Here is a 22,486-nt window from a genome sequence, read left to right on the forward strand (position 1 = left end):
GGCACCTTGTTAACGCTTTCTGTATAGGAAGGGCCCCCTCCTAACACCGCTGGGCACGCGCTAACACCGCTGGGCACGCGCCAGCTCCGCACGCGCGAAGGGCCCCGGCGAACCGCCGGGGCCCTTCGCGTGCGCGCCGCTCAGCAGGCGTACGCCTCCAGCCGCTGCGCCCGCTCCGGGGCGCGCAGCTTGAGCAGCGTGACCTTCTCGATCTGCCGGATTCGCTCCCGGGACAGGCCGAACTCCTTGCCCACCTCGTCGAGGGTGCGCTGGCGGCCGTCGTCCAGGCCGAAGCGGAGGCGGATCACCGCCTGCTCCCGCTGGGACAGGGTGGCGAGCACGATCTGCACCTCGTTGCGCAGCTCGCCGTCGGCGGCGGCACCGGGCTCGGCGGCCGGGTCGACGGCGGCGACGAAGTCGCCGAGGGCGCTCTCGCCGTCCTCGCCGACGGCCTGGTCGAGGCTGACCGGCTCCCGGTCGTACGAGATCAGCTCGATGACCTGGAACTCGGGGACGTCCATGGCCCGGGCGACCTCGGCGACGGTGGGCTCGCGGCCCAGCGTGACGGCCAGCTCCCGGCGGGCCCGGACCATCCGGTTGACCTGCTCGACCATGTGCACCGGGATGCGGATGGTGCGGGCCTGGTCGGCCATCGCCCGGGTGATCGCCTGCCGGATCCACCAGGTCGCGTACGTGGAGAACTTGAAGCCCTTGGTGTAGTCGAACTTCTCGACGGCCCGGATCAGGCCGAGGTTGCCCTCCTGGATGAGGTCGAGGAACGCCATGCCCCGGCCCGTGTAGCGCTTGGCGATGCTGACGACGAGGCGCAGGTTGGCCTCCAGCAGGTGGTCCTTGGCCGTGCGCCCCTCGGCGACGACGATCTCCAGGTCGGCGCGCAGCTCCGTCGAGACCGGCGTGCAGGTGGCCAGCTTCTCCTCGGCGAACAGCCCGGCCTCGATCCGCTTGGCGAGCACCACCTCCTGCTCGGCGGTGAGCAGCTTGGTGCGCCCGATGCCGTTGAGGTAGGCCCGGACCAGGTCCGTGGAGACGCCGCGCTCGTCGGTGGCGTCCAGGTCGGTCAGGGTGTCGGCGGCAGCCTCGGCGTCGGTGGTGACGGCCGGGCCGATCTGGTTCTCGATCATCTGAAGGACCATCTCTGTCTCTCCCCGTGTCCACGTCGGTGCCGCGTGCCGGCCCAGTGGTGCCGGTGACACACACTCTGGCAAGCGGGGCGTGAAACGGGAGTGAGGCGATCGGGGAACCGACAGCGGATAGGGGTGTGGCGGACCCCTGACCTTGCCAGGCCCGGCTACCGTGCCGGCAGTCGGCCGTTCGGGCCGAATCAGCAGGTCGGACGCCCCGGTGGCCGATCTTCGAGAGGGTGGAGGGCGTCGTGGTCTTCAAGCGGCTCATGCAGGCGATGGGTGTGGGCGGTCCGTCGGTGGAGACGGTGCTGAGCAATCCGAACTGCCGTCCGGGCGGCCAGTTGGAGGGCGTCGTGCACGTGGCGGGCGGCGAGCACGCGGTCGACATCGACTACGTCGCGCTGGGCCTGGTCACCCGGGTCGAGGTGGAGAGCGGCGACAGCGAGTACGAGACCACCCAGGAGTTCCACCGCCGCCAGGTGACGGGGGCGTTCCGGCTGGAGCCGGGGCAGCGCTACGACGTCCCGTTCCGCTTCGACGTGCCGTGGGAGACCCCGCTCACCGAGCTGTACGGGCAGCACCTGCACGGCATGACGATGGGGCTGCGTACGGAGCTGGAGGTGGCGCGGGCGGTCGACAAGGGCGACCTGGACGCGGTGGCGGTGCACCCGCTGCCGGCCCAGGAGGCGCTGCTGGAGGCGCTGCTGCGGCTGGGCTTCCGGTTCGCCCGCGCCGACGTCGAGCGGGGCCACATCTACGGGGTACGCCAGCACCTGCCGTTCTACCAGGAGATCGAGTTCTACCCGGCCCCCCAGTACGCCCAGGCGATCAACCAGCTGGAGGTCACCTTCGTCACCGACCCGCAGCAGGTGCAGGTGGTGCTGGAGATCGACAAGCGGGGCGGCCTGTTCACCGAGGGACGGGATGCCTTCGGCCGCTTCACCGTCGACCACTCGACGGTGCACAACACCGACTGGGCCGCCCAGCTCGACGGCTGGCTGCGCCAGTCCATCCAACGCCGCGGCCTGTTCTTCTGACCCGCCCGCCCGCCCGCCCCCCCCGCCCCCCCGCCCCCGCCCCCGGGTGCCGCTTCGGTGATCAAGAGGTTTGCGTCAGGTTCCGGGCCGCCGGCTGACGCAAACCTCTTGATCGACGGGCGCAGGGGGGCGGGCGCAGGGGGTCAGAGGTCCAGGAGGAGGGTGCGGGGGCCCACGTTGACGCTCTCCACCAGCATGTGGGTGCGGAAGCGGCCCGTCTGCACCGGGGCGCCACGGTCGCGTAGCGCCGCCACGACCGCCTCGACCAGGGGTTCGGCCACCTCGGCGGGGGCGGCGGCGGTCCAGCTCGGCCGCCGGCCCCGGCGGGCGTCGCCATAGAGGGTGAACTGGCTGACCACCAGTATCGCGGCGCCGGTGTCCGCCGCGCTGCGCTCGTCGTCCAGGATGCGCAGCTCGTGGATCTTGCGGGCCATGGTGCGCGCGGTCTCCCCGGTGTCGGTGTGGGTCACCCCGAGCAGCACCAGCAGCCCGTCGGTGACCGCGCCGACGACCTCCCCGTCGACCGTGACGCTGGCCCGGCCGACGGTCTGCACCACCGCCCGCATCAGCGCGCTGCCCGCGTCGACGCCAGCGCCGGCATCCCCGAGGGCTTCGACGCCCGCATCAGTCGGTCACCGGCTCGACGATGCCGCGTTCCACCAGGTGCGCCACGATCGGGCCGGCCGCCTCCGCCAGCTCCTGCGGCGTCACGTCGTGCGCGGCGGCGAGCAGGGCGAGCTGGTCGCGCAGCGGCAGCCGGCCGTCCGCGCCCCCGACCAGGGCCAGCACCAGCGGGTCGATCTCCTCCGTCCAGCGCAGCCCGCGCGGCATCGCCAGGACCTGCCGGTCCACCGCCCAGCCCTCGTCGCCCATCGTGGCCTCCTGCCGCAGCTGGAGCCCTTCGGCGGCCCGGAAGCGCGCGGCGAGCAGGCCCTCGGTGTCGTGTGCCCGCAGCCAGTCCTGGCGGTCGAACCAGGCGTCGATCTGCTCGCCCAGCGGCGGCTCCACCCGCTGCCGCAGGTCCTCCACCCGCACCACCGGGTCGGCGTGGCCGCCGCGGCGCAGCGAGACGATGCCGAAGCCGACCGCCTCCACCTTGTGCGCGTCGAACCAGTCGAGCCACGCCGCCGCCCGCTGCGGGTCGGCCGCCTCGCCGACGTCGGTCAGCCACAGGTTGACGTACGCCATCGGGTCGGCGACCTCCCGCTGGATGACCCAGGCGTCCAGGCCGGTGCCGGCGAACCAGCCGGCCACCCGCTCGCCCCAGTCCTCCCCGGTGACGTGCACCCAGTTCGCCAGGTACTGCATGGTGCCGCCCTCGGTGAGCAGCCCCGGCGCGGCGGCGGCCAGCTCGGCGCCGATCGCGTCGCCGACCCGGCCGGAGTCCCGGTAGACGTGGGTGGTGGTGCCGGGGCCGACCACGAACGGCGGGTTGCTGACCACCAGGTCGAACCGGCGGCCGGCGACCGGGGCGACCAGGTCCCCGCGGAGCAGTTCCCAGTCCTGCCCGTTGAGCGCGGCCGTGGTGGCGGCGAAGCGCAGCGCCCGCTGCGACACGTCGGTGGCGGTGACCCGCCGGGCGTGGGTGGCCAGGTGCAGGGCCTGCACCCCGGAGCCGGTGCCCAGGTCGAGCGCGGTCTCCACCGGCCGGCGCACGGCAGCCCCGATCAGCGTCTGGGTCGCCCCGCCGATGCCGAGCACGTGCTCGGAGTGCAGCGGCCGGCCCGGCCGGGAGCTGACCGGCAGGTCGGCGAGCACCCACCAGTCGTCGGCGTACGGCTCCAGGTCGACGCCCGCGCGCAGCCCGTCGCCGTGCCGCTCGACCAGGCCAGCGGCCAGCGCCTCGGCCACGGTCAGCGGGTCGAGCGCGGCGGCCACCGCTGCCTCCGGCTCGGTCTGGTCGCAGATGAACACCCGGATGAGGGTGGCGAGCGGGTCGCGGTCGGCGGTGGCGCGCAGGGCCGCCCGGAAGTCGTTGCGGGCGATCCCGCCGGTGGCCTGCGGTCCGAGCCGGTCGGCGATGCCGTTCGAGGTGTACGCGGCGCGGGCGAGCGCCGTCCGGAGCGCCTCGACGCCGGCGGGGGAGAGCAGCATGTCGTGTTCGTCCACGTCGCCATCCTGCCCTCCGCCGTGGTGCCCGGCGTCACCGCCGCCCCGAAATCCGACCGTCGGGCGGGGCCGACGGCGGGACGGTCGGGCGACCCGTGCCCGGGGAGCCGGCGTCGTCCCGGGGCGGCGGGCGGGCAAGATGACGGCATGACGTTCTCGCTGCCCATCGACCCCGAGGCCAACCGGCTGCTGGAGCGCAGCCCGCTGGCCCTGCTGCTGGGGATGACGCTCGACCAGCAGATCCCGATGGAGAAGGCGTTCTCCTCGCCGTACGTGCTGACCCAGCGCCTCGGGCACGAGCCGGACGCCCGCGAGCTGGCCGGGTACGACCCGGACGCGCTGGTGGCGGTCTTCGCCGAGCCGCCGGCCCTGCACCGGTTCCCGAAGGCGATGGCCGCCCGGACGCAGGAGGTGTGCCGGGTGCTGGTCGACCGGTACGACGGCGACGCCGCCCGGCTCTGGGCCGACGTCGCCGACGGGCGGGAGCTGCTGCGCCGCATCACCGAGCTGCCCGGGTTCGGCCGGCAGAAGGCGCAGATCCTCGTCGCGCTGCTCGGCAAGCGGCACGGCGTCACCCCGGCCGGCTGGCGGGAGGCGGCCGGCGGCTACGGCGATGCCGACGCGTACCGGTCGGTGGCCGACGTGACCGACGCGGACTCGCTGCGGCGGGTGCGCGAGCACAAGCAGCGGATGAAGGCGGAGGCGAAGGCCGCGAAGGGCTGACACAACCCGGGCCTGTCGGGCTCGTTGAGCCCTTCGGGCGTCGGCGACGGGTGGGCGATGGCGGAGGACCAGCGGGGCGCGGTGTTGCTGCGGGGGTCGGTGAGCTCGCCGCGGGCCACCTTCCTGGAGCTCTTCTTCGACCTGGTCTTCGTCTTCGCGCTGACCCGGGTGTCGCAGCGGATCATCGACGACGTGGCGGCTGCCCGCCGGGACGTGTGGAGCGAGGTCGCGCAGACCGTGCTGCTGTTCCTGGCGCTCTGGCTGGTCTGGACGCTGACGGCCTGGGTCACCAGCCGCTACGAGCCGGAGCGCGGGGCCATCCAGTTCATCGTGGTGGCCTCGATGTTCGGCAGCATGGTGATGGCCGTCGCCCTGCCCCGGGCCTTCGCCGAGCGGGCGACGACCTTCGTCTGCGCGTACCTGGCGATGCAGATCGGCCGGCCGCTGCTGGTCACCGTGGCGCTGCGCCGGCACTCCCGCCGGAAGGTGACGACGCGCATCGTGGCCTGGATGACCGTCGGCGCGGTGCCCTGGCTCGCCGGTGCCCTGGCGCCGCAGCCGACCGTGCGTGCGGTGCTCTGGACCGCCGCGCTGGCCTGGGACTACGCGGGGTTGGCGCTCGGCTGGCCGGTGCCGCGTCTCGGGCCGACGCGGGTTTCCGGCTGGGCCGTGATGGGCGAGCACCTGGCCGAGCGGTACCAGCAGATCTTCCTGATCGCCCTGGGCGAGACGATCCTCGTCATCGGGTTCACGTTCAGCAACAGCGAGTTCGCCGCGGCCGGGTTCGCGGCGTTCGCCCTCTCGTTCCTGGTCACGGCGTTGCTCTGGCGGATCTACTTCCACCGGGCCGGGCACCTGCTGACCGAGGCGATCCGGGTGGCCCGGTCGCCGGGCCTGCTGGGTGAGTCGGCGAGCTGGACCCACCTGGTGATGGTGGCCGGCGTGCTGCTCACGGGCATCGGCTACGAGCTGGTCATCGACCACCCCTACGCCCGGATGGAGTTGGTGTGGCCCGTCTTCGTCATGGGCGGCCCCGCGTTGTTCCTGGCCGCCCGGGCGCGCTTCGAGTACGAGATCTTCGGCCGGGTCTCCCGCTCCCGCCTGGCCGGGGTGCTGGCGCTGGTCGCGCTGGCCCCGCTGGCGCTGCGCATGTCGCCGATGGTCGCGCTCGCGTCGGCCGCCGCCGTGCTGGCGGCGATCGCCGTGCGCGACATGGCGCGGTCGTGGGGCCGCCCGGTCGAGCGGCCCGCATCTCCGCTGTGACGGCCCGGCCCGCCGCCAGGGGCCGGGCGGGTGGTGGGCCGGGGGCTCAGGCGGCGGTGGGCCGGGAGAGGGCGGCGAGGGCGCGCCGGACGTCGGCGAGGGACACCGTCGCCGAGTCGTCCAGCTCGGCCAGGCCGGCCTCGATCCACTGCCGCATCAGCGTCGTCACCCCGATGCCCCGGGCGTCGGCGGCGGCCCGCACCCGCTCGTACGTCTCCAGCGGCAGCCGCACCGAGCGGCTGACCATCGGCACGTCGGTGTCGGGGGTGGGCAGCTCCACGGGCGCGCCGGCGTCGATCAGCTCGGCGAGCGGGTCGCCGCCGCCGTGGAACTGCTTGGTCGCGTCGTTACGGTTCATCGCCACGCCTCCTCATCGGCGGAATCTGTGGCCGGCGTCGCCGTCGGGAAACCGGCGGACGGCCTCGTCGTAGCGCTTGGCCTCGGCGTCGGTCAGCTCCCGGGCGGAGAGCACGTCCCAGTCGTTGTCGGCGTCGTCGGCCTCGGCGAGCAGCACGGCCAGTCGCCTGCCGTGGCGGGCTGCGGCGTAGACGACCATCACGTCGTCGCCCAGGTGCCGGATGACCCGCCGCGGGCTGTGCAGCGCCTCCCAGACCTCCCCGGGCGTGACGTCGTAGACCCGCAGGTTGGCCAACGCCTCGTCGGTGAAGCTGAACCGGCTGCCCACGAGCGGAGCGTACCACGCGCGTAACACGAGCTCGAACGGTGCGATTTCGCTGATCAACGCCCCGCGACGAACCGATCAACGCTGCGGGGTGACAGGATGGGGGCGATCCCTCTTGGAGGTTCGTGGTGAAGCGTCAGGCGTACCAGCCGATCCTGATCACCGATGCGGCCCGCAGCCAGGACGACCAGCTCACCAGCCGGCAGCGCCGCTACGTCGTGATGATGGGCGTCCGGGTGGCCTGCGTGATCGTCGGCGCGATCCTGGTCGGCGCGCAGGCGCCCATGCTCTGGCTCTGGCTGCCGCTGTGCGGCCTCGGGATGGTGCTCATCCCGTGGCTGGCGGTGCTGCTGGCCAACGACCGGCCGCCGAAGGAGAAGCACCGGCTGGCCAACCGGTTCCAGCCCCGGCACACCGACCCGGCCCCGCCGATGAGCCTGGCCGCCGAGGAACGCCCGCACAAGGTCATCGACGCCGAGCCCTGACCGGCGCGGCCGGGCCTTTCGGCGGCCGGCGCGCCGGCCGGGCCACCGGTCAGCCCGTCGGGCGCGCGCCGATGCTCGACACGGCCAGCGCGCCCAGGTCGCCGGCCCGGTCCAGCGCCGCCCGGGGCCCCGCGCCGGCCAGCCAGGCCGACAGCAGCCCGGCCGCGAAGGCGTCCCCGGCCCCGGTGACGTCGGCCACGGCCACCCGCCGCGTCGGCGCCACGCTGACCGTCGCCGTCCGGTCCGCCCACACCGCCCCGGCCGCGCCCCGCTTCACCACCACCCGCCGGGCCGTCGCCGTCAGCGCCCGCGCCTGCGCCGCCGGGTCCAGCCCCCCGGCCAGCACGGCCGCCTCGTCGGCGTTGACCAGGAGCAGGTCGACGTCGCGTACCCAGGTCAGGAAGGCCGTCGCGCCGACCCGCCGCAGCGGCGCCGCGGACGCCGCGTCGACGCTGGTGGTGAGCCCGCGCTCGCGCGCCGCGGCCAACGCGCGCAGCCCGGCGCCGCGCGACCCGGCGTCCAACAGGGGATACGCGGACAGGTGCAGGTGCCGCGCGTCGGGCGCACCGGCGAGGGCGGCGTCGACGTGCCCGGCGCCCAGCCGCAGGTTCGCCCCCCGCTCGGTGACCATCGTGCGCTCGCCGTCGCCGGTGAGCACGATCACCGTGCCCGTGGTGCGGCCCGCGTGCCGCTCGACGGCGCAGTCGACGCCGGCCCGCTCCAGCTCGGCGACCCGGTCGCGGCCCGCGTCGTCGTCGCCGACGGCGCCGACCATGGTCACCGGCACGCCCTGGGCGGCGAGCCAGGCGGCGGTGTTGGCGGCCTGCCCGCCGCCGGTGACCCGGATCGTGGCCGGGGTGTCGGAGCCGGTGGCCAGCGGCCCGGCGAGCACCGCGACGACGTCGGTGATCAGGTCGCCGACGACGACGATCCGGCCCGGCCCAGCGGTCATGCGGCGGCGCGGTCGGCGGCGGCGACCGCGATCCGGGCGGCGAGGTCGGCGTTGCGCAGGATGATCCGCACGTTCACGGCGAGGCTCGCGCCTTCGGTGGCGGAGTGGAAGTGCGCGAGCAGGTACGGCGTCACGGCCTTGCCGGTCACCCCGTCGCGCTCCAGCAGGGCCAGGCCCTCGGCGAGCGTCCGGTCGTGCAGGGCCGGGTCGAGCTGCTCGTCGGCCGGCAGGGGGTTGGCCACGATCAACCCGCCGCCGTGCACCCCGTGGGCGTCCCGCGCGGCCAGCACGTCGGCGACCTGCTCGGGCGAGTCGACCGACCAGTCCAGGTCGAAGCCGGCGTCGGTGAGATAGAAGCCGGGGAACCGGCGGGTGCGGTAGCCGACCACGGCGACGCCGAGGGTCTCCAGCCGCTCCAGGGTGGCCCCGACGTCGAGGATCGACTTGACCCCGGCGCAGACGACGGCGATCGGCGTGCGGGCCAGGGTGCCCAGGTCCGCCGACTCGTCGAAGGTCGTCGCGGCCTCCCGGTGCACCCCGCCCAGCCCTCCGGTGGCGAAGACCCCGATCCCGGCGGCGGCGGCCACCGCGCTGGTGGCGGCGACCGTGGTGGCCCCGTCCGCGCCGCTCGCGGCGGCGATCGCGAGGTCGCGCACCGAGAGCTTGCTCACCCCGTCGGCGGTGGCGAGCCGGGTCAGCTCCGCGTCGTCGAGGCCCACCACGAGCTGCCCGCCGACCATGCCGATGGTCGCCGGGATCGCCCCGGCGGCGCGGACGGCCTGCTCGATCTCGCGGGCCACCCGCAGGTTGTCGGGCCGGGGGAGGCCGTGCGAGACGATGGTGCTCTCCAGGGCGACGACCGGACGCCGGTCGCGCAGGGCGGCGGCCACCTCGACACCGAGGCGGATGTGGAAGCTGTTCACGTCCGTTACGGTACGGGCCGGGAAGGGGTGGCCTGCGGTGGACCCGGCCGGGTCGACCTGCCAGACTGGAAAGTTGGAGGTGCAGAAGTGAACACACAGGTTCTCGAACGTCCGGACCTGAAGGATGCCGACACCGGTCCCGAGATGTTCCACTACGTCCGCAAGGACAAGATCGCCGAGAGTGCCGTCATGGGCACCTTCGTCGTCGCGCTGTGCGGGGAGAAGTTCCCGGTGACCAAGGCCGCCAAGCCGGGCTCGCCGGTCTGCCCGAAGTGCAAGGAGATCTACGACTCCTGGGGCGAGTGACCACGGGCGGCCCCTCCGGCCGCCCACGTAACCTTCGGCGGTGACCACCTCCACCGCCCTGCTCCTCGCCGACCTGACCGGGGTGGCCGTCTTCGCCGCCTCCGGGGCCTCCGCGGCGGTGGCCAAACGCCTCGACCTGTTCGGCGTCGTCTTCGTCGGCTTCGTCGCCGCGCTCGGCGGTGGGATCCTCCGCGACCTGGTGATCGACGAGACGCCACCGCTGGCCTTCGCCGACTGGCGGTACGCGGCCACGGCCGCGCTCACCGCCGCCGCCACCTTCTGGCTGCACCCCAGGCTCGCCCGGCTGCGCACCACCGTGCTGGTGCTCGACGCCGCCGGCCTCGGGCTGTTCACCGTCACCGGCACCCTCAAGGCGCTCGACGCCGGCGTGCCGGCGGTCGGCGCGTGCCTGCTCGGCATGCTCACCGCCATCGGCGGCGGGCTCGGCCGGGACCTGCTCACCGGCGAGATCCCGGTGGTGCTGCGCCGGGAGATCTACGCGGTGGCGGCCCTCGCCGGGGCGGTCGCCGTGGCGCTGCTCGACGCGTTCGGGCGGGCCGACGCCGCCGGGCTGACCGCCGCGGCGGTGTTCGTCTTCGCGCTGCGCCTGGTGTCGTTGCGGCGGCGCTGGTCCGCCCCGGTGGCCACGCTGCGCCCGCCCCGCACCGGCGCGCGGGGACCCGCCTCGTGACGGCCCTGCGGGGCTGACCGAGGGTGGCCGTCGGGTCGCGGGTGGTGGCTGTGGTCGGCGGTGTCGATGTGACCAGCGTGGCGTCGCCTGGGCCCACCGGCCCGCGCTGGTTATGCTGATCCGGCCTTCGCGGCACCCCGATGCGCGAGGGCCTTTTCATGGGCGGCGGCACCCGTGGCCCTCGACCGGGGCCCGCCGTCGCGCGGTCGGAGAGGAGCCTGACGCGTGGCAGCCCGGACGCCGGCGCTCGAGACGTTCCCGCCCCTGCGTGCCTGGCAGCGCAAGGCGCTGGTGGAGTACCTGCGGCGACGCACCGAGGACTTCACGGCGGTCGCCACCCCGGGGGCCGGCAAGACCACCTTCGCCCTGCGGATCGCCGCCGAGCTGCTCGCCGACGGCACCGTCGAGGCGGTCACCGTGGTCGCACCCACCGAGCACCTGAAGACCCAGTGGGCGCAGGCGGCGGCCCGGGTCGGCATCCAGCTCGACGCGGCGTTCCGCAACGCCGACCTGCACTCCTCCGCCGACTTCCACGGCGCCGTCGTCACCTACGCCCAGGTGGGGATGGCGCCCCAGGTGCACCGGCGGCGCACCATGACCCGGCGCACCCTGGTCATCCTCGACGAGATCCACCACGCGGGCGACTCCCGCACCTGGGGCGACGGGGTGAAGGCGGCGTTCGAGCCCGCGGTGCGCCGGCTGATGCTCACCGGCACCCCCTTCCGCTCCGACGACAACCCGATCCCGTTCGTCACCTACGAGCGGGGCGGCGACGGCCTGCTGCGCTCCCGTGCCGACGCCGTCTACGGCTACGCCGACGCGCTGCGTGACAACGTGGTCCGGCCGGTGCTGTTCCTGGCGTACTCGGGGGAGACCCGGTGGCGGACGAACGCCGGGGACGAGCTGGCCGCCCGGCTGGGCGAGCCGATGACGCAGGACCTCGTCGCCCAGGCGTGGCGCACCGCCCTGGACCCGGCCGGCGACTGGATGCCGCAGGTGCTGCGGGCGGCCGACGCCCGGCTGACCGTGCTGCGCAACGCGGGGATGCCCGACGCCGGCGGGCTGATCATCGCCAGCGACCAGCAGGCCGCCCGCTCGTACGCGAAGCTGATCGAGCGGTTGACGGGCGAGAAGGCCGCGGTGGTCCTCTCCGACGACCAGGGCGCGTCCGCCCGGATCGCGACGTTCGCGGCGTCCGAGCAGCGCTGGCTGGTGGCGGTCCGGATGGTCTCCGAGGGCGTCGACATCCCCCGGCTGGCGGTCGGCGTCTACGCGACCAGCGCCAGCACCCCGCTCTACTTCGCCCAGGCCATCGGCCGGTTCGTCCGGGCCCGCCGCCCGGGGGAGACCGCGTCGGTGTTCCTGCCCAGCGTCCCGCACCTGCTGGGGCTGGCCAGCGAGATGGAGGTCGAGCGGGACCACGTGCTCGGCAAGCCGAAGGACCGCGAGGGCTTCGACGACGACCTGCTGGAGCGCGCCCAGCGCGACGACCAGGCCAGCGGGGAGCTGGAGAAGCGGTTCGCCGCCCTGTCCGCCACGGCCGAGCTGGACCAGGTGATCTTCGACGGCGCGTCCTTCGGCACCGCCGCCCAGGCCGGCACCCCCGAGGAGGAGGAATACCTGGGCCTGCCCGGGCTGCTCACCGCCGACCAGGTCTCCCTGCTGCTCACCAAGCGGCAGGCCGAGCAACTCGCCGCCCAGCGCCGCCGGGCCGCCGAGCGGGCCGCTGAGCCGGCCCCTGCCGCCGCGGCGGCCCCGCCCCAGCCCATGAGCGCCGCCCAGCGCCGGGTGGCGCTAAGGCGGCAACTGAACGCCCTCGTGGCCGCGCGGCACCACCGGACCGGCCTGCCACACGGCAAGATCCACGCCGAGCTGCGCCGCCTGTGCGGCGGCCCGCCCAGCGCGCAGGCCACGATCGAGCAGCTGGAGGAGCGGATAGCCACCGTCCAGACCCTGTGACCGGGGGCCGAAACGGGTAAGCCGGCCGGAGGGGCCCATTGGGCGCCTCCGGCCGGCTTATGTCGGTATGCGGTCTTCTGCGGTCAGTTCGCCATCAGATCGGCGCCACGCCAGCTGAACTCGGGGTCCGTCGCGTACCGCACGGTGATCTTCACGAGATCCTCCGCGTACTTGTTCGCGTGGTGCCCACAGAACACCAGCTCGCTCCCGCCCGCCAGAGTGATACGGAGCTTGCCGGCAGCGTTGCAGCGGTCGCACCGTTCATCGGCGGCTGGGGGAGCCACCGTCTCGGGCGGCGGCGTGAGGGTCGGGGTCATCGCCTTCCTCCTCTGGTCGTCACCGATGAACAATCTCGTCGGTCGTTGCTCACCTATCGTGCAACACCCGGCGAGGGTCTTGCCTTCCCTGTGTGCCCGCGGGGGACCGAGGTCACACCTGGCGGCAACAGTGTGCCGTGCACCAAGGGTGCCACGTCAACGATCACAATCGTGCAACCGGCCGATCACCATCGGGTGTTGTACGCCTGGTGATCAAAGCGACACGGGCAGTTGACGAACGCGGGTCAGTCCAGGTAGTCACGGAGAACCTGTGACCGCGACGGGTGGCGCAGTTTCGACATCGTCTTCGACTCGATCTGCCGGATCCGCTCCCGGGTCACACCGTAGACCTGGCCGATCTCGTCCAGCGTGCGCGGCTGGCCGTCGGTCAGGCCGAAGCGGAGCCGGACCACGCCCGCCTCGCGCTCGGACAGCGTCTGGAGCACCTGCTGGAGCTGGTCCTGGAGCAGGGAGAAGGAGACGGCGTCGACCGCGACGACGGCCTCCGAGTCCTCGATGAAGTCGCCGAGCTGACTGTCGCCCTCGTCGCCGATGGTCTGGTCGAGCGAGATGGGCTCCCGAGCGTACTGCTGAATCTCCAGCACCTTCTCGGGTGTGATGTCCATCTCCTTGGCCAGCTCCTCCGGGGTGGGCTCGCGGCCCAGGTCCTGGAGCAGCTCGCGCTGGATCCGGCCGAGCTTGTTGATCACCTCGACCATGTGCACCGGGATGCGGATGGTGCGGGCCTGGTCGGCCATCGCCCGGGTGATCGCCTGCCGGATCCACCAGGTCGCGTACGTGGAGAACTTGTAGCCCTTGGTGTAGTCGAACTTCTCGACGGCCCGGATCAGGCCGAGGTTGCCCTCCTGGATGAGGTCGAGGAACGCCATGCCCCGGCCGGTGTAGCGCTTGGCCAGCGACACCACCAGCCGCAGGTTGGCCTCCAGCAGGTGGTTCTTGGCCCGCTCGCCGTCGCGCGAGATCCAGCCGAGGTCGCGGACCATCTCCCGGACCAGCTTCTCCTCGCCCTCCTCGGCGGCGCGCAGCCGCTCGGCGGCGTAGAGGCCCGCCTCGATCCGCTTGGCGAGCTCGACCTCCTGCTCGGCGTTGAGCAGGGGCACCTTGCCGATCTGCTTGAGGTAGGCCCGCACGGAGTCGGCGGAGGCGGTCAGCTCGGCGTCGCGACGCGCCTGCTTGAGCGCCTCGGACTCCTCGTCGTCCCACTCGAAGTCGTTGTCGGTGGCGGAGCTGGCGGCGTCGGCCGCGGCGGCCTGGGCCAGCTCGGCCGGCTCCTCGACCACCACGTCCTCGATCTCGGCGGCGAGCTCCTCCGGGTCGATGTCGCCCTCGGCGGCCTCGCCCTTCGGCTTGGCGGCGGCCTTGGCCGGCTTGCCCGCGGCGGCGGCCACCGTCGCCTTGGTGGCCCGCGTGGGCCGCGCGACCTTCGCCGGGACGGCGGCCTTCGCGACCGCCTCGGTCGTGGCCTTGCGCGCGGCGACCTTCCGGGGCGCCGGCGCGGGGGCGTCGTCGGCGGCGGGCGCCTGCTTCGGGGCGGGCGCGGCCACCTTCTTCGTGGTCTTGGCGGTGGTGGCCCGGGACGCCGGGGTGGCGGACCGGGCGGCGGCGACCCGGCGGCGCGGGCTGGCCGAGCCGTCGACGACCACGGTCACCCCCGCTTCCGCGAGCGCACGCAGGATCTTCTTGGCCTGGGCCGGAGTCACCTCGGCGGACTCGACGGTGCGCGCGAGCTGGGCCGACGTGAGCTGGCCGCCGGCGCTCTGCGCGTGGGCGATCAGGGTGTCGGTGAGCGAGCGAACGTCGGCGCCGGTCTGGCGGGGTTCTGTCACGAAGACCTTCCGGAGGCGAAGAGCGAGCACGGCCGGGTTGCCCGACGCAGCGCGGAACACGGTGCCGGGCGATGTCGTTGAGGGACCCCCGTGTCCCGGGCCGGCCGGTGGCTGGCGGTCCGTGGCGCGTGGGCAGGGTGAATTGTAACGCCGTCTGCCGCGATCATCCTGCGCCGCACGGCGGACCGACTGGCGGGACCGCCGAATCGGCGCAGATCTGGACTTTGTAAGGATGATACTCGCGCGCGAACCGGACGGGTCCGGTCGTGCGGGAAGGGGACGAACCTATGGACCACGCAGGGCCGCCATCCGGGGAACTGCTGGAGATCGCCGTCGATGTCGCCCGGGCCGCGGCGACCACCGCGCACCGGATGTGGGCCGAGGGGGTGTCGGTGGCCGCCACCAAGTCCACCGTCACCGACGTGGTCACCGCCGCCGACCGGGCCGTCGAGCGGCAGGTGCTCGACGCGCTGCGCCGGCTCCGGCCGCACGACGCGGTCCTCGGCGAGGAGTACGGCGCGGGCGACGCCGCCCCGGCCGCCCGGGTGCGCTGGATCGTCGACCCGATCGACGGGACGGTCAACTACCTCTACGGGCTGCCGTACTGCGCGGTGTCGCTGGCCGCCGAGGTCGACGGCGAGGTGGTCGCGGGCGTGGTGCGCAACGTGTTCACCGGCGACGAGTGGACGGCGACCGCCGGGGGCGGCGCGTACCGGGCCGGGGAGCGGCTGCGCTGCTCGGCCGAGACCGACCTCGGGCAGGCGCTGGTCGCCACCGGCTTCGGCTACGACCCGGCCCGCCGGGCCCACCAGGCCCGGGTGCTCGCCGGGCTGATCGGCCACGTGCGGGACGTGCGCCGGCAGGGCGCCGCCTCGGTGGACCTCTGCCTGGCCGCCGAGGGGCGGCTGGAGGCGTACTACGAGAAGGGCCTGAACCTCTGGGACCACGCGGCCGGCGCGCTGGTCGGCGTCGAGGCCGGGCTGCTGGTCGGCGGGCTCGGCGGGCGGCCGGCGGGCCCGGACCTGCTGATCGCGGCCCCGCCGGCGCTGTTCGCGCCGCTGCACGACCGGCTGGCCGACCTGGACGCCTCGGGCGGCCCCTGACCGCCGGGAGGTGGCCAGGCCGGCCGGCCCGGTCACTTGTCGACGGGCATCGGGCAGGTGCCGGCCGGGGCGACGGGGGCGCCCAGGTCGCCGAGGGACTGGTTGACCTCCGTGGTGGTGGCGAGCTGGGCGAAGCTGTTGCCCAGCACCACGTCGACCGTGTCGTCCTTGCGCTTGATGTCGAACTTCGGCTCGGCGTTGTTGAGGAAGTACGCGCGCAGCAGGTGCGCCGAGCCGACGCCCTTCGGTCCGTACTGCAGGACGGCGACGCCGTCGAGCTGCTGCTTGGCGTTGCCCTCCTTCTTCACCTGGAACTTGCGGTTGCGGAAGTCGTCCGCCACCTTCTTGGCGAGGCCCACCTCGTCGGTGGCGTTGTAGACGTTGATCTTCACGTCCTTGTTCTCGTGCAGGGTCACGTCCGCCAGCGGCGCGCCCTCGGGGCAGCCGCCGGCCACGCCGCCCTTGCCCTGGGTGTCGCGGACCACGGCCACGACCACGAAGACCAGGGCGACGACCGCCAGCAGACCGACGACTACGAGTGCTCGCACTCGCGCAAAGCTCATCCTGGCGCTCCCCGGACGGTGATTGGGTGGCGGCGGCCGGGGGCGGGTGGGCCGCCCCGCCGGCCGTCGAGTACGCCGCTGAGGCTAACGGTTGTCCGGCGGTCGCGTGGAAACAGTCCGACATGCCGGCGCGCCAACCGGGAAGCGGGTACTACTACCCCTATCTTCGTGTCGCCTGAGTCACATTGGGAACAACTTCGAGGTCTGGGGCGTACATCTGAGCCGCGAGGGCGGTATACATGCCTCGCCCGAGGGGGGTAAGGTACCGCGCTCGCTGGGGGAGTTTCTCTGGCGGACCCGGTCCGGCCGGTGGCCGGGTCGGGTGACCGACAAAAGTTGGTGGCCGGCAGTGGAACCGAAACAGCGCCTTCCGGCGTTACAACCGGGAGCGACCATATCGATATGGGAGAGTGAAACCGATGGCCACCGACTACGACGCCCCGCGTCGCGACGAGGTCGACCTCGGCGAGGACAGCCTGGAAGAGCTCAAGGCCCGGCGGGTCGACTCACAGTCGGGCGCCGTGGACGTCGACGAGGCCGAGGTGGCCGAGAGCTTCGAGCTCCCCGGTGCCGACCTGGCCGACGAGGAGCTCACGGTCAAGGTGCTACCGATGCAGCAGGACGAGTTCCGATGCGCCCGCTGCTTCCTGGTCCACCACCGCAGCCAGCTGGCGGTCGAGCGCAACGGCGAGCTGATCTGCCGCGAGTGCGTCTGACCGCGACAGGGCACACCAGCGCCTCAACGGGGGACACCAGCGCCTCTTGGCGGCGACACCGGCGGCGGCCTCATCGGATGGGGCCGCCGCTGTGGGAGCTGCCTGTACCGGGCACGTCCGCCGGTGCGCCACCGGCCCACGGCACCGTCGTGCGCCGGTGGCGGGTAACTGCTTGACTCGTCAGGACGGTTCCCCACCGCCGACGCACCCGGGAGGTCGACGCATGGTCGAGCGCAGCGACGACGGCGGACGGCCCGCCACCGACGGCACCGGCGGGCCGGAGCCCGCCCCGCCCGGCGGCGGTCGCACCGGGTCCGGGCCCACCCCGCCGGGTGGCGGTCGCACCGGCTCGGAGGCCGCCCAGCCGGGCGGCGTCGGCGCGGGGGAGGAGTTGGGCGCGACCGTCGCCGCGCTGACCGCCGACGACGTCGAGCCGGCCCGCCGGCGGCAGTTGCTGACCCGGCTGGTCGGCCAGGTCCGCGGCCGGGGCCTCGCCGACCTGTTCAAGCCGCGCGCCGCCGTCCGCTGGATGACCGACGCGGTCGCCGACGTCGCCCCGCACGTGCCGATCCGGGACCTGGCCACCCTGCGCCGGCACTTCCCCGGCCTGGACGACGAGGCCCTCGCCGACCGGCTGGTCCGCAACGCCGCCCGGACGACCGCCGCGATCGGCGCCGCCGGCGGGGGAGTCGCGGCCGTCGAGTGGGCGGTCACGCCGACCCTGCTCTCCGCGCCGGTGCTGCTGGCCGCCGAGACGGTCGCCGTGGTGGCCGTCGAGCTGAAGCTGATCGGCGAGCTGCACGAGGTGTACGGCGCCCCGCTGCCCACCGGCGGCACCCAGCGGACGGTGGCCGTGGTGCAGTCCTGGGCCAGCCAGCGGGGGGTCAACCCGATGCTGCCCGGGGTGGGCGTCAGCGCGGTGCTCGGCACGGCGGCCCGCAAGGAGCTGCGGGACACCCTGCTCAAGCGCTTCGGGCGCAACCTGACCACGCTCGGCCCGTTCCTCACCGGGGCGGCGGTCGCCAGCTATCTCAACCGGCGGGCCACCCGGGCCCTCGGCGAGCAGCTCCGCAAGGACCTCGGCCGGCAGCGGCGCGAGCTGCCCGGCCCGCCGCCCGCCCTGCCCTGACGCCCGTCCTGCCCCGTGACGCCCGTCCTGTCTGACGGCTGTCGCGCCCTGACGCCCGCCTCAGCCGGCGTCGCGGGCGGCGAGCAGCGCGGCGGCCAGGCGTACCGGGTCGCGGGTGCTGACCACCCAGAACGGGGTGGGGTCGGCCGGGTCGTCCAGCACCACCTGCACCGCCCCGGCGATCCAGGGGCGCTGCACCACGAAGGCGAGCGGGTCCGCCCCGACGCCGAGCACCTCGCGGCGGCCGGCGGCGTCCAGCGGGACGGCGTCGGCCACGAACCGCACGGGCAGGCGGGCGTCGTCCACCCGCAGCTCGCCGTCGGCCACGGCGACCCGGACCCGGCCCAGCCACCACAGGGCGGCCACGGTCGCCGGCAGCAGCACCGCGAACGGCAGCCAGGCGCGCAGGCCGCCCGCGCCCAGCCACAGCTCCAGCGCGAGGAAGCCGCCGAGGGCCGGCCCGGCCAGCCAGAGCCACCAGGGCAGGCTGAGCCGCTCCGCGTACGTGGTGGCGGTGGTGGCGGGCGTCGGGGCGGGCGATCGGCTCACTCCTGCCAGGGTACGGCGCGCGACGGCCGGTCGACCCGGCAGGATGACAGGGCACCCCGCGAACCGGACGGAAGAGGCAGACCGTGACCGACGACGTACCCGTGCCCGTGCGGCGGCTCGACCCGCAGTTGCCGCTGCCGGCGTACTCCCATCCCGGCGACGCCGGGGCGGACCTGGTGGCCGCCGCGGACGTGGAGCTGCCCCCCGGCGGCCGGGCCCTGGTCCCGACCGGCCTGGCGATCGCCCTCCCGGAGGGGTACGTGGGCCTGGTGCACCCCCGGTCGGGCCTGGCGGCCAGGCTCGGCGTGACGGTGCTCAACGCGCCCGGTACGGTCGACGCCGGCTACCGGGGTGAGATCCTCGTCAACCTGATCAATCATGATCGGGAGACACCGGCGAAGATCGCCCGTGGCGATCGGATCGCGCAACTCGTTGTCCAGCGGGTGGCGCGGGCCGATTTCCGGCCGGTGGCCGAGTTGCCGCCGTCCCGGCGGGGCGTCGGCGGGCACGGCTCGACCGGCGGGCACGCCGGGCTCGTCCCGCCGCCGCCGGCGGACCGGGCCGGCGGGCAGCCGGAAGAGGTGGCAGGGTGAGTGCGAACAGCGGAGGGTGGGTGCAGTGATCTTCTCCCGAAAGCGGGCCGGTGACGGTCGGCAGGCCCGTGACGAGCGGCCCGCCGAGGTCGTCGACGGCCGTGACGCCGAGGCCCAGGCCCCGGCGCGCGGCCCGTACGACGTCTCCGAGGCCCCCGACGGGGTGCAGCGGCTCGACCTGGGCAGCCTCCACATCCCGGCGGTGGCCGACGTGGAGGTGCGGGTGCAGGCCGACCCGGAGGGCGTGATCCAGCAGGTCGTGCTGGTGCACGGGCAGAGCGCGCTCCAGCTCGGCGTCTTCGCCGCGCCCCGCTCCGAGGGCATCTGGGACGAGGTGCGCGAGGAGATCCGGCAGTCGCTGTTCAACGACGGCGCGGCGGCCCAGGAGGCGCAGGGCGAGTACGGCCCGGAGCTGCACGCCCGGGTGCGCACCCCGGACGGCCTGACCGACCTGCGGTTCGTCGGGATCGACGGGCCCCGCTGGATGGTGCGCGGCGTCTACCAGGGCGCCGCCGCGACCGACCCGTCCGCCGCCGGCCCGCTGCGCGAGTGCCTGGACGGGCTGGTCGTCGACCGCGGCCAGGAGGCCAAGCCGGTGCGCGAGCCGCTGCCGCTGCGCCTGCCGCGCGAGGTCGCCGAGCAGGCCGGCCCGCCCGTCGAAGCCTGAGCGGCCAACCGGCGGCCCCGCCCGGGTCCGCCGTCGGCGTGTCGTCGCCGGTCCGGGGCGGGCCGCCGGTCCCGGCCGCGTGCCGGCCGGCGTACGCTGGCAGGACGGCCTCGCCCACGCAGGCCGCACCGGTGCCGGCGCGGCCTGCCGGCGGAGGAGAGGTTGACGCGGTCATGACGACCGACGAGGGCCGCCGGGTCTCGCTCCGGCGGCTGCTGCACCGGCTCACCGCGAGCGAGGCCGAGATCGAGGCGCAGGAGCTGCGCCGGGAGAGCGCCGAGTCCGGCGGCGTGCCGGCCCGGCAGTGCGCGCGGGGCCAGGTCGTCTGCGTCAACGGCCGGCTGCGCACGGTCGTCTACACCCCCCGGACGAACCTCCCCACCCTCGAAGCCGATCTATATGATGGCAGCGACGTGGTGACCCTGGTCTGGCTCGGTCGGCGGCACATCGCCGGCATCGAGCCGGGCCGGCACCTGACGGCCAGGGGCCGGGTGGCGGTGCGCGACGACCGCAAGGTCATCTACAACCCGTACTACGAGTTGGAGCCGCCGAAGTGACGACCCGCACGCCCCCGACGGGAGGGCCGCGATGACCGCCGGAGCCCAGCGGGCGGCCGAGCCCGGCACCGGTCCGGAGGACGAGGCGCCGCTGCCGACCCTCGCCGAGCAGATGGCCGACCAGCTCGGCGGCTGGCGCGGGTTGGTCGAGTCGAGCATCCCGGTGGTCGTCTTCGTCGTCGCCAACATCGTCGGCGAGCTGCGGCCCGCCGTCATCGCCTCGGTGGCCGTGGCGCTGCTCATCGCCGCCCTGCGGCTGGTCCAGCGCCGGCCGGTGCGACACGCGGTCAACGGCCTCGTCGGCGTCGGCATCGGCGCGGCCATCGCCTGGCGCACCGGCGACGAGCGCGACTTCTACCTCCCCGGCATCCTCTACGGCATCGGCTACGGGTTGGCCCTGCTGGTCTCGGCGGCGGTCAAGCAGCCCCTCGTGGGCTGGATCTGGTCGGTGCTGGTGGCCAAGGGGCGCTCCGAGTGGCGCGACGACGCGCGCCTCGTGCGGACCTTCACCCAGCTCACCGTCCTGTGGGGCGTGGTGTGGCTGGCCAAGGTCGGCGTCCAGGCCGGCCTCTACCTCGCCCACCAGGACACCGCGCTCGGCGTGGCCCGGCTGGCGCTGGGCTACCCGCCGTACGCGCTGCTGCTGCTGATCACGGTCTGGACGGTGCGGCGGGTGACGCGCGAGCGGGCGGCGGAGCAGGATCCCACGGCGGCCCCGGAGCCCCTGCCCGGCGGCTGAACCCGCCCTCTGCGGCGGCGTCGCCCCGCCGAAGGCTCAACTCGCCCCGCCGGGGGCTCAGCTCGCGCCGCGGGTCCGCTCGATGCTGTCCGTGCCGAGGATCACCGCGCGGACGTCGTCCTCCACCTCCGCCGTGCACACGAAGATCAGCTCGTCGCCGGCCTCGATCGGATCGTCCGGGCTGGGCACCAGCACCCGCTTGCCGCGCAGGATGGCCACCAGGGCGGCGTCGCGGGGGATCGGCACGGCGTGGATCGGCTGCCCCACGTACGGCGCGGTCGGCGGCAGGGTGATCTCCACCAGGTTCGCCTCGCCCTGCCGGAACGTCATCAGCCGCACCAGGTCGCCGACGGTCACCGCCTCCTCGACCAGGGCCGCCATCACCCGCGGCTTGCTCACCGCGACGTCGACGCCCCACTGCTCGGTGAACAGCCACTCGTTCTCGGCCCGGTTGACCCGGGCCACCACCCGGGGCACCGCGAACTCGGTCTTGGCCAGCAGCGACACCACCAGGTTGACCTTGTCGTCCCCGGTCGCCGCGACCACCACGTCGCAGCCGGCGACGTTGGCCTCCTCCAGGCTGGCCAGCTCGCAGGCGTCGGCGAGCACCCAGTCGGCCGCCGGCACCCGGTCGGGCCGCAGCATCCGCGGCTGCCGCTCGATCAGCATCACCTGGTGGCCGTTGTCGATCAGCTCCTGCGCGATCGAGCGGCCCACGTTGCCGGCGCCGGCGATGGCGATCCGCATGCTCAGTGCGCTCCTTCCGGCGGGCTGCCCGCCACCGAGGTCGCCGACGCCACGATGTCGTCGGTGACCAGCATGAAGACCTGGTCGCCCTCCTGCACGGCGGTGGAGCCGGTGGGCAGCGTGCCGATGCCGAAGCGGATCAGGTACGCCACCCGCGCCCCGGCCGCCTCCTCCAGGCCCCGCAGCGGCCGGCCGATCCAGTCCTTGTGCACCGGCACCTCGACGATCGAGACGGTGCTGGTCGGATCCCGGAAGATCTCCACGTTGCCCTCGGGCACCAGGTGGCGCAGCATCCGGTCGGCCGTCCACCGCACGGTGGCCACGGTCGGGATGCCCAGCCGCTCGTAGACCTGGGCCCGGCGCTGGTCGTAGATGCGCGCGGCGACCCGGGAGACGCCGAACGTCTCGCGGGCCAGCCGGGCCGAGATGATGTTGGAGTTGTCGCCGCTGGAGACCGCCGCGAAGGCGTCCGCCCGCTCGATGCCGGCCTGCCGGAGCACCTCGCCGTCGAAGCCCGCGCCGGTCACCGTGATGCCCGCGAAGTCCGGGCTGAGCCGGCGGAACGCGTCGGCGTCCTGGTCGATCACCGCCACCGAGTGCCCCCGGGACTCCAGGCTCTGGGCCAGGGTCGACCCGACCCGGCCACAGCCCATGATCACGACATGCACGTGTCCCTCCCAAGGT

The 22,486-nt window shown here is 74.3% G+C and carries 27 protein-coding genes; 14 read left to right on the forward strand and 13 right to left on the reverse strand.

All coding sequences use genetic code 11. The annotated features are described in order from the left end of the window. Positions 1-140 precede the first annotated feature (140 nt). Positions 141-1,154 carry an RNA polymerase sigma factor SigB gene (gene sigB, locus ACFYWL_RS06290; RefSeq protein ID WP_386968127.1) on the reverse strand — a complete coding sequence of 338 codons (1,014 nt, stop codon included), beginning with the start codon at positions 1,152-1,154 and terminating at the stop codon, positions 141-143. Between the two features lie 239 nt (positions 1,155-1,393). Between sigB and ACFYWL_RS06295 the strand changes: the two genes are divergently transcribed. Next, positions 1,394-2,182: a sporulation protein gene (locus ACFYWL_RS06295; RefSeq protein ID WP_386968761.1), complete on the forward strand. Its 789-nt coding sequence runs from the start codon at positions 1,394-1,396 to the stop codon at positions 2,180-2,182. A gap of 143 nt (positions 2,183-2,325) precedes the next feature. Here the strand turns inward: ACFYWL_RS06295 and dtd are convergent, their stop codons facing one another. Beyond that, entirely contained in the window at positions 2,326-2,748 is a 423-nt protein-coding gene (dtd, locus tag ACFYWL_RS06300) for a D-aminoacyl-tRNA deacylase (protein ID WP_386968130.1), read from the reverse strand. Positions 2,749-2,806: 58 nt separating this feature from the next. Next, on the reverse strand, positions 2,807-4,291 hold the full coding sequence (locus tag ACFYWL_RS06305; protein WP_386968133.1) for a methyltransferase: 1,485 nt from the start codon (positions 4,289-4,291) through the stop codon (positions 2,807-2,809). A gap of 147 nt (positions 4,292-4,438) precedes the next feature. Between ACFYWL_RS06305 and ACFYWL_RS06310 the strand changes: the two genes are divergently transcribed. Both ACFYWL_RS06310 and ACFYWL_RS06315 read left to right on the forward strand, forming a co-directional pair. After that, positions 4,439-5,014 (forward strand): HhH-GPD-type base excision DNA repair protein, encoded by a 576-nt coding sequence (locus ACFYWL_RS06310; RefSeq protein ID WP_386968135.1) that lies wholly within the window; start codon positions 4,439-4,441, stop codon positions 5,012-5,014. A gap of 57 nt (positions 5,015-5,071) precedes the next feature. Then, entirely contained in the window at positions 5,072-6,277 is a 1,206-nt protein-coding gene (locus tag ACFYWL_RS06315; protein WP_386968138.1) for a low temperature requirement protein A, read from the forward strand. Between the two features lie 46 nt (positions 6,278-6,323). On the opposite strand, the gene ACFYWL_RS06320 is transcribed toward ACFYWL_RS06315, so the two are convergent. Beyond that, positions 6,324-6,635, reverse strand: coding sequence for a hypothetical protein (locus ACFYWL_RS06320; protein WP_074473972.1), 312 nt, complete (start codon positions 6,633-6,635; stop codon positions 6,324-6,326). A 12-nt stretch (positions 6,636-6,647) separates the two neighbouring features. Further along, on the reverse strand, positions 6,648-6,962 hold the full coding sequence (locus tag ACFYWL_RS06325; RefSeq protein WP_386968140.1) for a hypothetical protein: 315 nt from the start codon (positions 6,960-6,962) through the stop codon (positions 6,648-6,650). 125 nt (positions 6,963-7,087) lie between these two features. On the opposite strand from ACFYWL_RS06325, the gene ACFYWL_RS06330 reads away from it, so the two are divergent. Further along, entirely contained in the window at positions 7,088-7,444 is a 357-nt protein-coding gene (locus ACFYWL_RS06330; RefSeq protein ID WP_077936787.1) for a DUF3099 domain-containing protein, read from the forward strand. A gap of 49 nt (positions 7,445-7,493) precedes the next feature. Here ACFYWL_RS06330 and ACFYWL_RS06335 read toward each other — a convergent pair whose 3' ends face one another. Then, entirely contained in the window at positions 7,494-8,396 is a 903-nt protein-coding gene (locus ACFYWL_RS06335) for a carbohydrate kinase family protein (protein WP_386968143.1), read from the reverse strand. Then, the gene (locus tag ACFYWL_RS06340; protein ID WP_386968146.1) at positions 8,393-9,319 is read right to left on the reverse strand and encodes a pseudouridine-5'-phosphate glycosidase; all 927 of its coding nucleotides are present in this window, start codon (positions 9,317-9,319) and stop codon (positions 8,393-8,395) included. Before ACFYWL_RS06340 ends, ACFYWL_RS06335 begins: the two co-directional genes overlap by 4 nt. A gap of 87 nt (positions 9,320-9,406) precedes the next feature. On the opposite strand from ACFYWL_RS06340, the gene ACFYWL_RS06345 reads away from it, so the two are divergent. The 3 genes from ACFYWL_RS06345 (at position 9,407) to ACFYWL_RS06355 (ending at position 12,275) form a co-directional block, all read left to right on the forward strand. After that, complete coding sequence (locus tag ACFYWL_RS06345) at positions 9,407-9,625, forward strand: DUF3039 domain-containing protein (protein WP_386968149.1); 219 nt, start codon at positions 9,407-9,409, stop codon at positions 9,623-9,625. A gap of 40 nt (positions 9,626-9,665) precedes the next feature. After that, positions 9,666-10,316: a trimeric intracellular cation channel family protein gene (locus ACFYWL_RS06350; protein WP_386968152.1), complete on the forward strand. Its 651-nt coding sequence runs from the start codon at positions 9,666-9,668 to the stop codon at positions 10,314-10,316. Positions 10,317-10,541: 225 nt separating this feature from the next. Continuing rightward, the gene (locus ACFYWL_RS06355) at positions 10,542-12,275 is read left to right on the forward strand and encodes a DEAD/DEAH box helicase (RefSeq protein ID WP_386968155.1); all 1,734 of its coding nucleotides are present in this window, start codon (positions 10,542-10,544) and stop codon (positions 12,273-12,275) included. Between the two features lie 83 nt (positions 12,276-12,358). Here the strand turns inward: ACFYWL_RS06355 and ACFYWL_RS06360 are convergent, their stop codons facing one another. Further along, positions 12,359-12,592 (reverse strand): hypothetical protein, encoded by a 234-nt coding sequence (locus ACFYWL_RS06360; RefSeq protein WP_036374862.1) that lies wholly within the window; start codon positions 12,590-12,592, stop codon positions 12,359-12,361. A 245-nt stretch (positions 12,593-12,837) separates the two neighbouring features. Then, entirely contained in the window at positions 12,838-14,439 is a 1,602-nt protein-coding gene (locus ACFYWL_RS06365) for an RNA polymerase sigma factor (protein ID WP_386968160.1), read from the reverse strand. A gap of 287 nt (positions 14,440-14,726) precedes the next feature. Here ACFYWL_RS06365 and ACFYWL_RS06370 point away from each other — a divergent pair, with 287 nt between their 5' ends. Continuing rightward, entirely contained in the window at positions 14,727-15,542 is an 816-nt protein-coding gene (locus tag ACFYWL_RS06370; protein ID WP_386968162.1) for an inositol monophosphatase family protein, read from the forward strand. Between the two features lie 32 nt (positions 15,543-15,574). Here the strand turns inward: ACFYWL_RS06370 and ACFYWL_RS06375 are convergent, their stop codons facing one another. Beyond that, positions 15,575-16,090 (reverse strand): LytR C-terminal domain-containing protein, encoded by a 516-nt coding sequence (locus ACFYWL_RS06375; RefSeq protein ID WP_386968165.1) that lies wholly within the window; start codon positions 16,088-16,090, stop codon positions 15,575-15,577. 434 nt (positions 16,091-16,524) lie between these two features. Between ACFYWL_RS06375 and ACFYWL_RS06380 the strand changes: the two genes are divergently transcribed. Together ACFYWL_RS06380 and ACFYWL_RS06385 are read left to right on the forward strand one after the other, a co-directional pair. Next, complete coding sequence (locus tag ACFYWL_RS06380; RefSeq protein ID WP_007075406.1) at positions 16,525-16,821, forward strand: DUF4193 domain-containing protein; 297 nt, start codon at positions 16,525-16,527, stop codon at positions 16,819-16,821. A gap of 223 nt (positions 16,822-17,044) precedes the next feature. After that, the gene (locus tag ACFYWL_RS06385; protein ID WP_386968170.1) at positions 17,045-17,950 is read left to right on the forward strand and encodes a hypothetical protein; all 906 of its coding nucleotides are present in this window, start codon (positions 17,045-17,047) and stop codon (positions 17,948-17,950) included. A 60-nt stretch (positions 17,951-18,010) separates the two neighbouring features. Here the strand turns inward: ACFYWL_RS06385 and ACFYWL_RS06390 are convergent, their stop codons facing one another. Further along, positions 18,011-18,499, reverse strand: a complete 489-nt coding sequence (locus tag ACFYWL_RS06390; RefSeq protein WP_386968172.1) for a DUF3093 domain-containing protein — start codon at positions 18,497-18,499, stop codon at positions 18,011-18,013. Positions 18,500-18,582: 83 nt separating this feature from the next. Here ACFYWL_RS06390 and dut point away from each other — a divergent pair, with 83 nt between their 5' ends. The 4 genes from dut (at position 18,583) to ACFYWL_RS06410 (ending at position 21,055) form a co-directional block, all read left to right on the forward strand. Beyond that, positions 18,583-19,092 carry a dUTP diphosphatase gene (dut, locus tag ACFYWL_RS06395; protein WP_386968175.1) on the forward strand — a complete coding sequence of 170 codons (510 nt, stop codon included), beginning with the start codon at positions 18,583-18,585 and terminating at the stop codon, positions 19,090-19,092. 25 nt (positions 19,093-19,117) lie between these two features. Further along, positions 19,118-19,759 (forward strand): DUF3710 domain-containing protein, encoded by a 642-nt coding sequence (locus tag ACFYWL_RS06400; RefSeq protein WP_386968177.1) that lies wholly within the window; start codon positions 19,118-19,120, stop codon positions 19,757-19,759. A gap of 173 nt (positions 19,760-19,932) precedes the next feature. After that, complete coding sequence (locus ACFYWL_RS06405; protein WP_386968179.1) at positions 19,933-20,316, forward strand: OB-fold nucleic acid binding domain-containing protein; 384 nt, start codon at positions 19,933-19,935, stop codon at positions 20,314-20,316. Positions 20,317-20,347: 31 nt separating this feature from the next. Next, positions 20,348-21,055 carry a DUF3159 domain-containing protein gene (locus ACFYWL_RS06410; RefSeq protein ID WP_386968181.1) on the forward strand — a complete coding sequence of 236 codons (708 nt, stop codon included), beginning with the start codon at positions 20,348-20,350 and terminating at the stop codon, positions 21,053-21,055. A 57-nt stretch (positions 21,056-21,112) separates the two neighbouring features. On the opposite strand, the gene ACFYWL_RS06415 is transcribed toward ACFYWL_RS06410, so the two are convergent. Both ACFYWL_RS06415 and ACFYWL_RS06420 read right to left on the reverse strand, forming a co-directional pair. Then, a complete protein-coding gene (locus tag ACFYWL_RS06415; RefSeq protein ID WP_386968182.1) occupies positions 21,113-21,802 on the reverse strand; it encodes a potassium channel family protein in 690 nt (229 codons plus the stop codon). Positions 21,803-21,804: 2 nt separating this feature from the next. Further along, on the reverse strand, positions 21,805-22,470 hold the full coding sequence (locus ACFYWL_RS06420) for a potassium channel family protein (protein ID WP_386968185.1): 666 nt from the start codon (positions 22,468-22,470) through the stop codon (positions 21,805-21,807). Between the last annotated feature and the right edge of the window lie 16 nt (positions 22,471-22,486).

This window comes from Micromonospora sp. NPDC002575 (assembly GCF_042889525.1).
GTDB classification, from domain to species: Bacteria; Actinomycetota; Actinomycetes; order Mycobacteriales; family Micromonosporaceae; genus Micromonospora; species Micromonospora carbonacea.

Coding starts and splice junctions, on each gene's coding strand:
- sigB (WP_386968127.1), bottom strand. CDS start 1,154: ATGGTCCTTCAGATGATCGAGAACCAGATCGGCCCGGCCGTCACCACC.
- dtd (WP_386968130.1), bottom strand. CDS start 2,748: ATGCGGGCGGTGGTGCAGACCGTCGGCCGGGCCAGCGTCACGGTCGAC.
- ACFYWL_RS06310 (WP_386968135.1), top strand. CDS start 4,439: ATGACGTTCTCGCTGCCCATCGACCCCGAGGCCAACCGGCTGCTGGAG.
- ACFYWL_RS06315 (WP_386968138.1), top strand. CDS start 5,072: ATGGCGGAGGACCAGCGGGGCGCGGTGTTGCTGCGGGGGTCGGTGAGC.
- ACFYWL_RS06320 (WP_074473972.1), bottom strand. CDS start 6,635: ATGAACCGTAACGACGCGACCAAGCAGTTCCACGGCGGCGGCGACCCG.
- ACFYWL_RS06335 (WP_386968143.1), bottom strand. CDS start 8,396: ATGACCGCTGGGCCGGGCCGGATCGTCGTCGTCGGCGACCTGATCACC.
- ACFYWL_RS06360 (WP_036374862.1), bottom strand. CDS start 12,592: ATGACCCCGACCCTCACGCCGCCGCCCGAGACGGTGGCTCCCCCAGCC.
- ACFYWL_RS06370 (WP_386968162.1), top strand. CDS start 14,727: ATGGACCACGCAGGGCCGCCATCCGGGGAACTGCTGGAGATCGCCGTC.
- ACFYWL_RS06380 (WP_007075406.1), top strand. CDS start 16,525: ATGGCCACCGACTACGACGCCCCGCGTCGCGACGAGGTCGACCTCGGC.
- ACFYWL_RS06385 (WP_386968170.1), top strand. CDS start 17,045: ATGGTCGAGCGCAGCGACGACGGCGGACGGCCCGCCACCGACGGCACC.
- ACFYWL_RS06405 (WP_386968179.1), top strand. CDS start 19,933: ATGACGACCGACGAGGGCCGCCGGGTCTCGCTCCGGCGGCTGCTGCAC.
- ACFYWL_RS06410 (WP_386968181.1), top strand. CDS start 20,348: ATGACCGCCGGAGCCCAGCGGGCGGCCGAGCCCGGCACCGGTCCGGAG.
- ACFYWL_RS06415 (WP_386968182.1), bottom strand. CDS start 21,802: ATGCGGATCGCCATCGCCGGCGCCGGCAACGTGGGCCGCTCGATCGCG.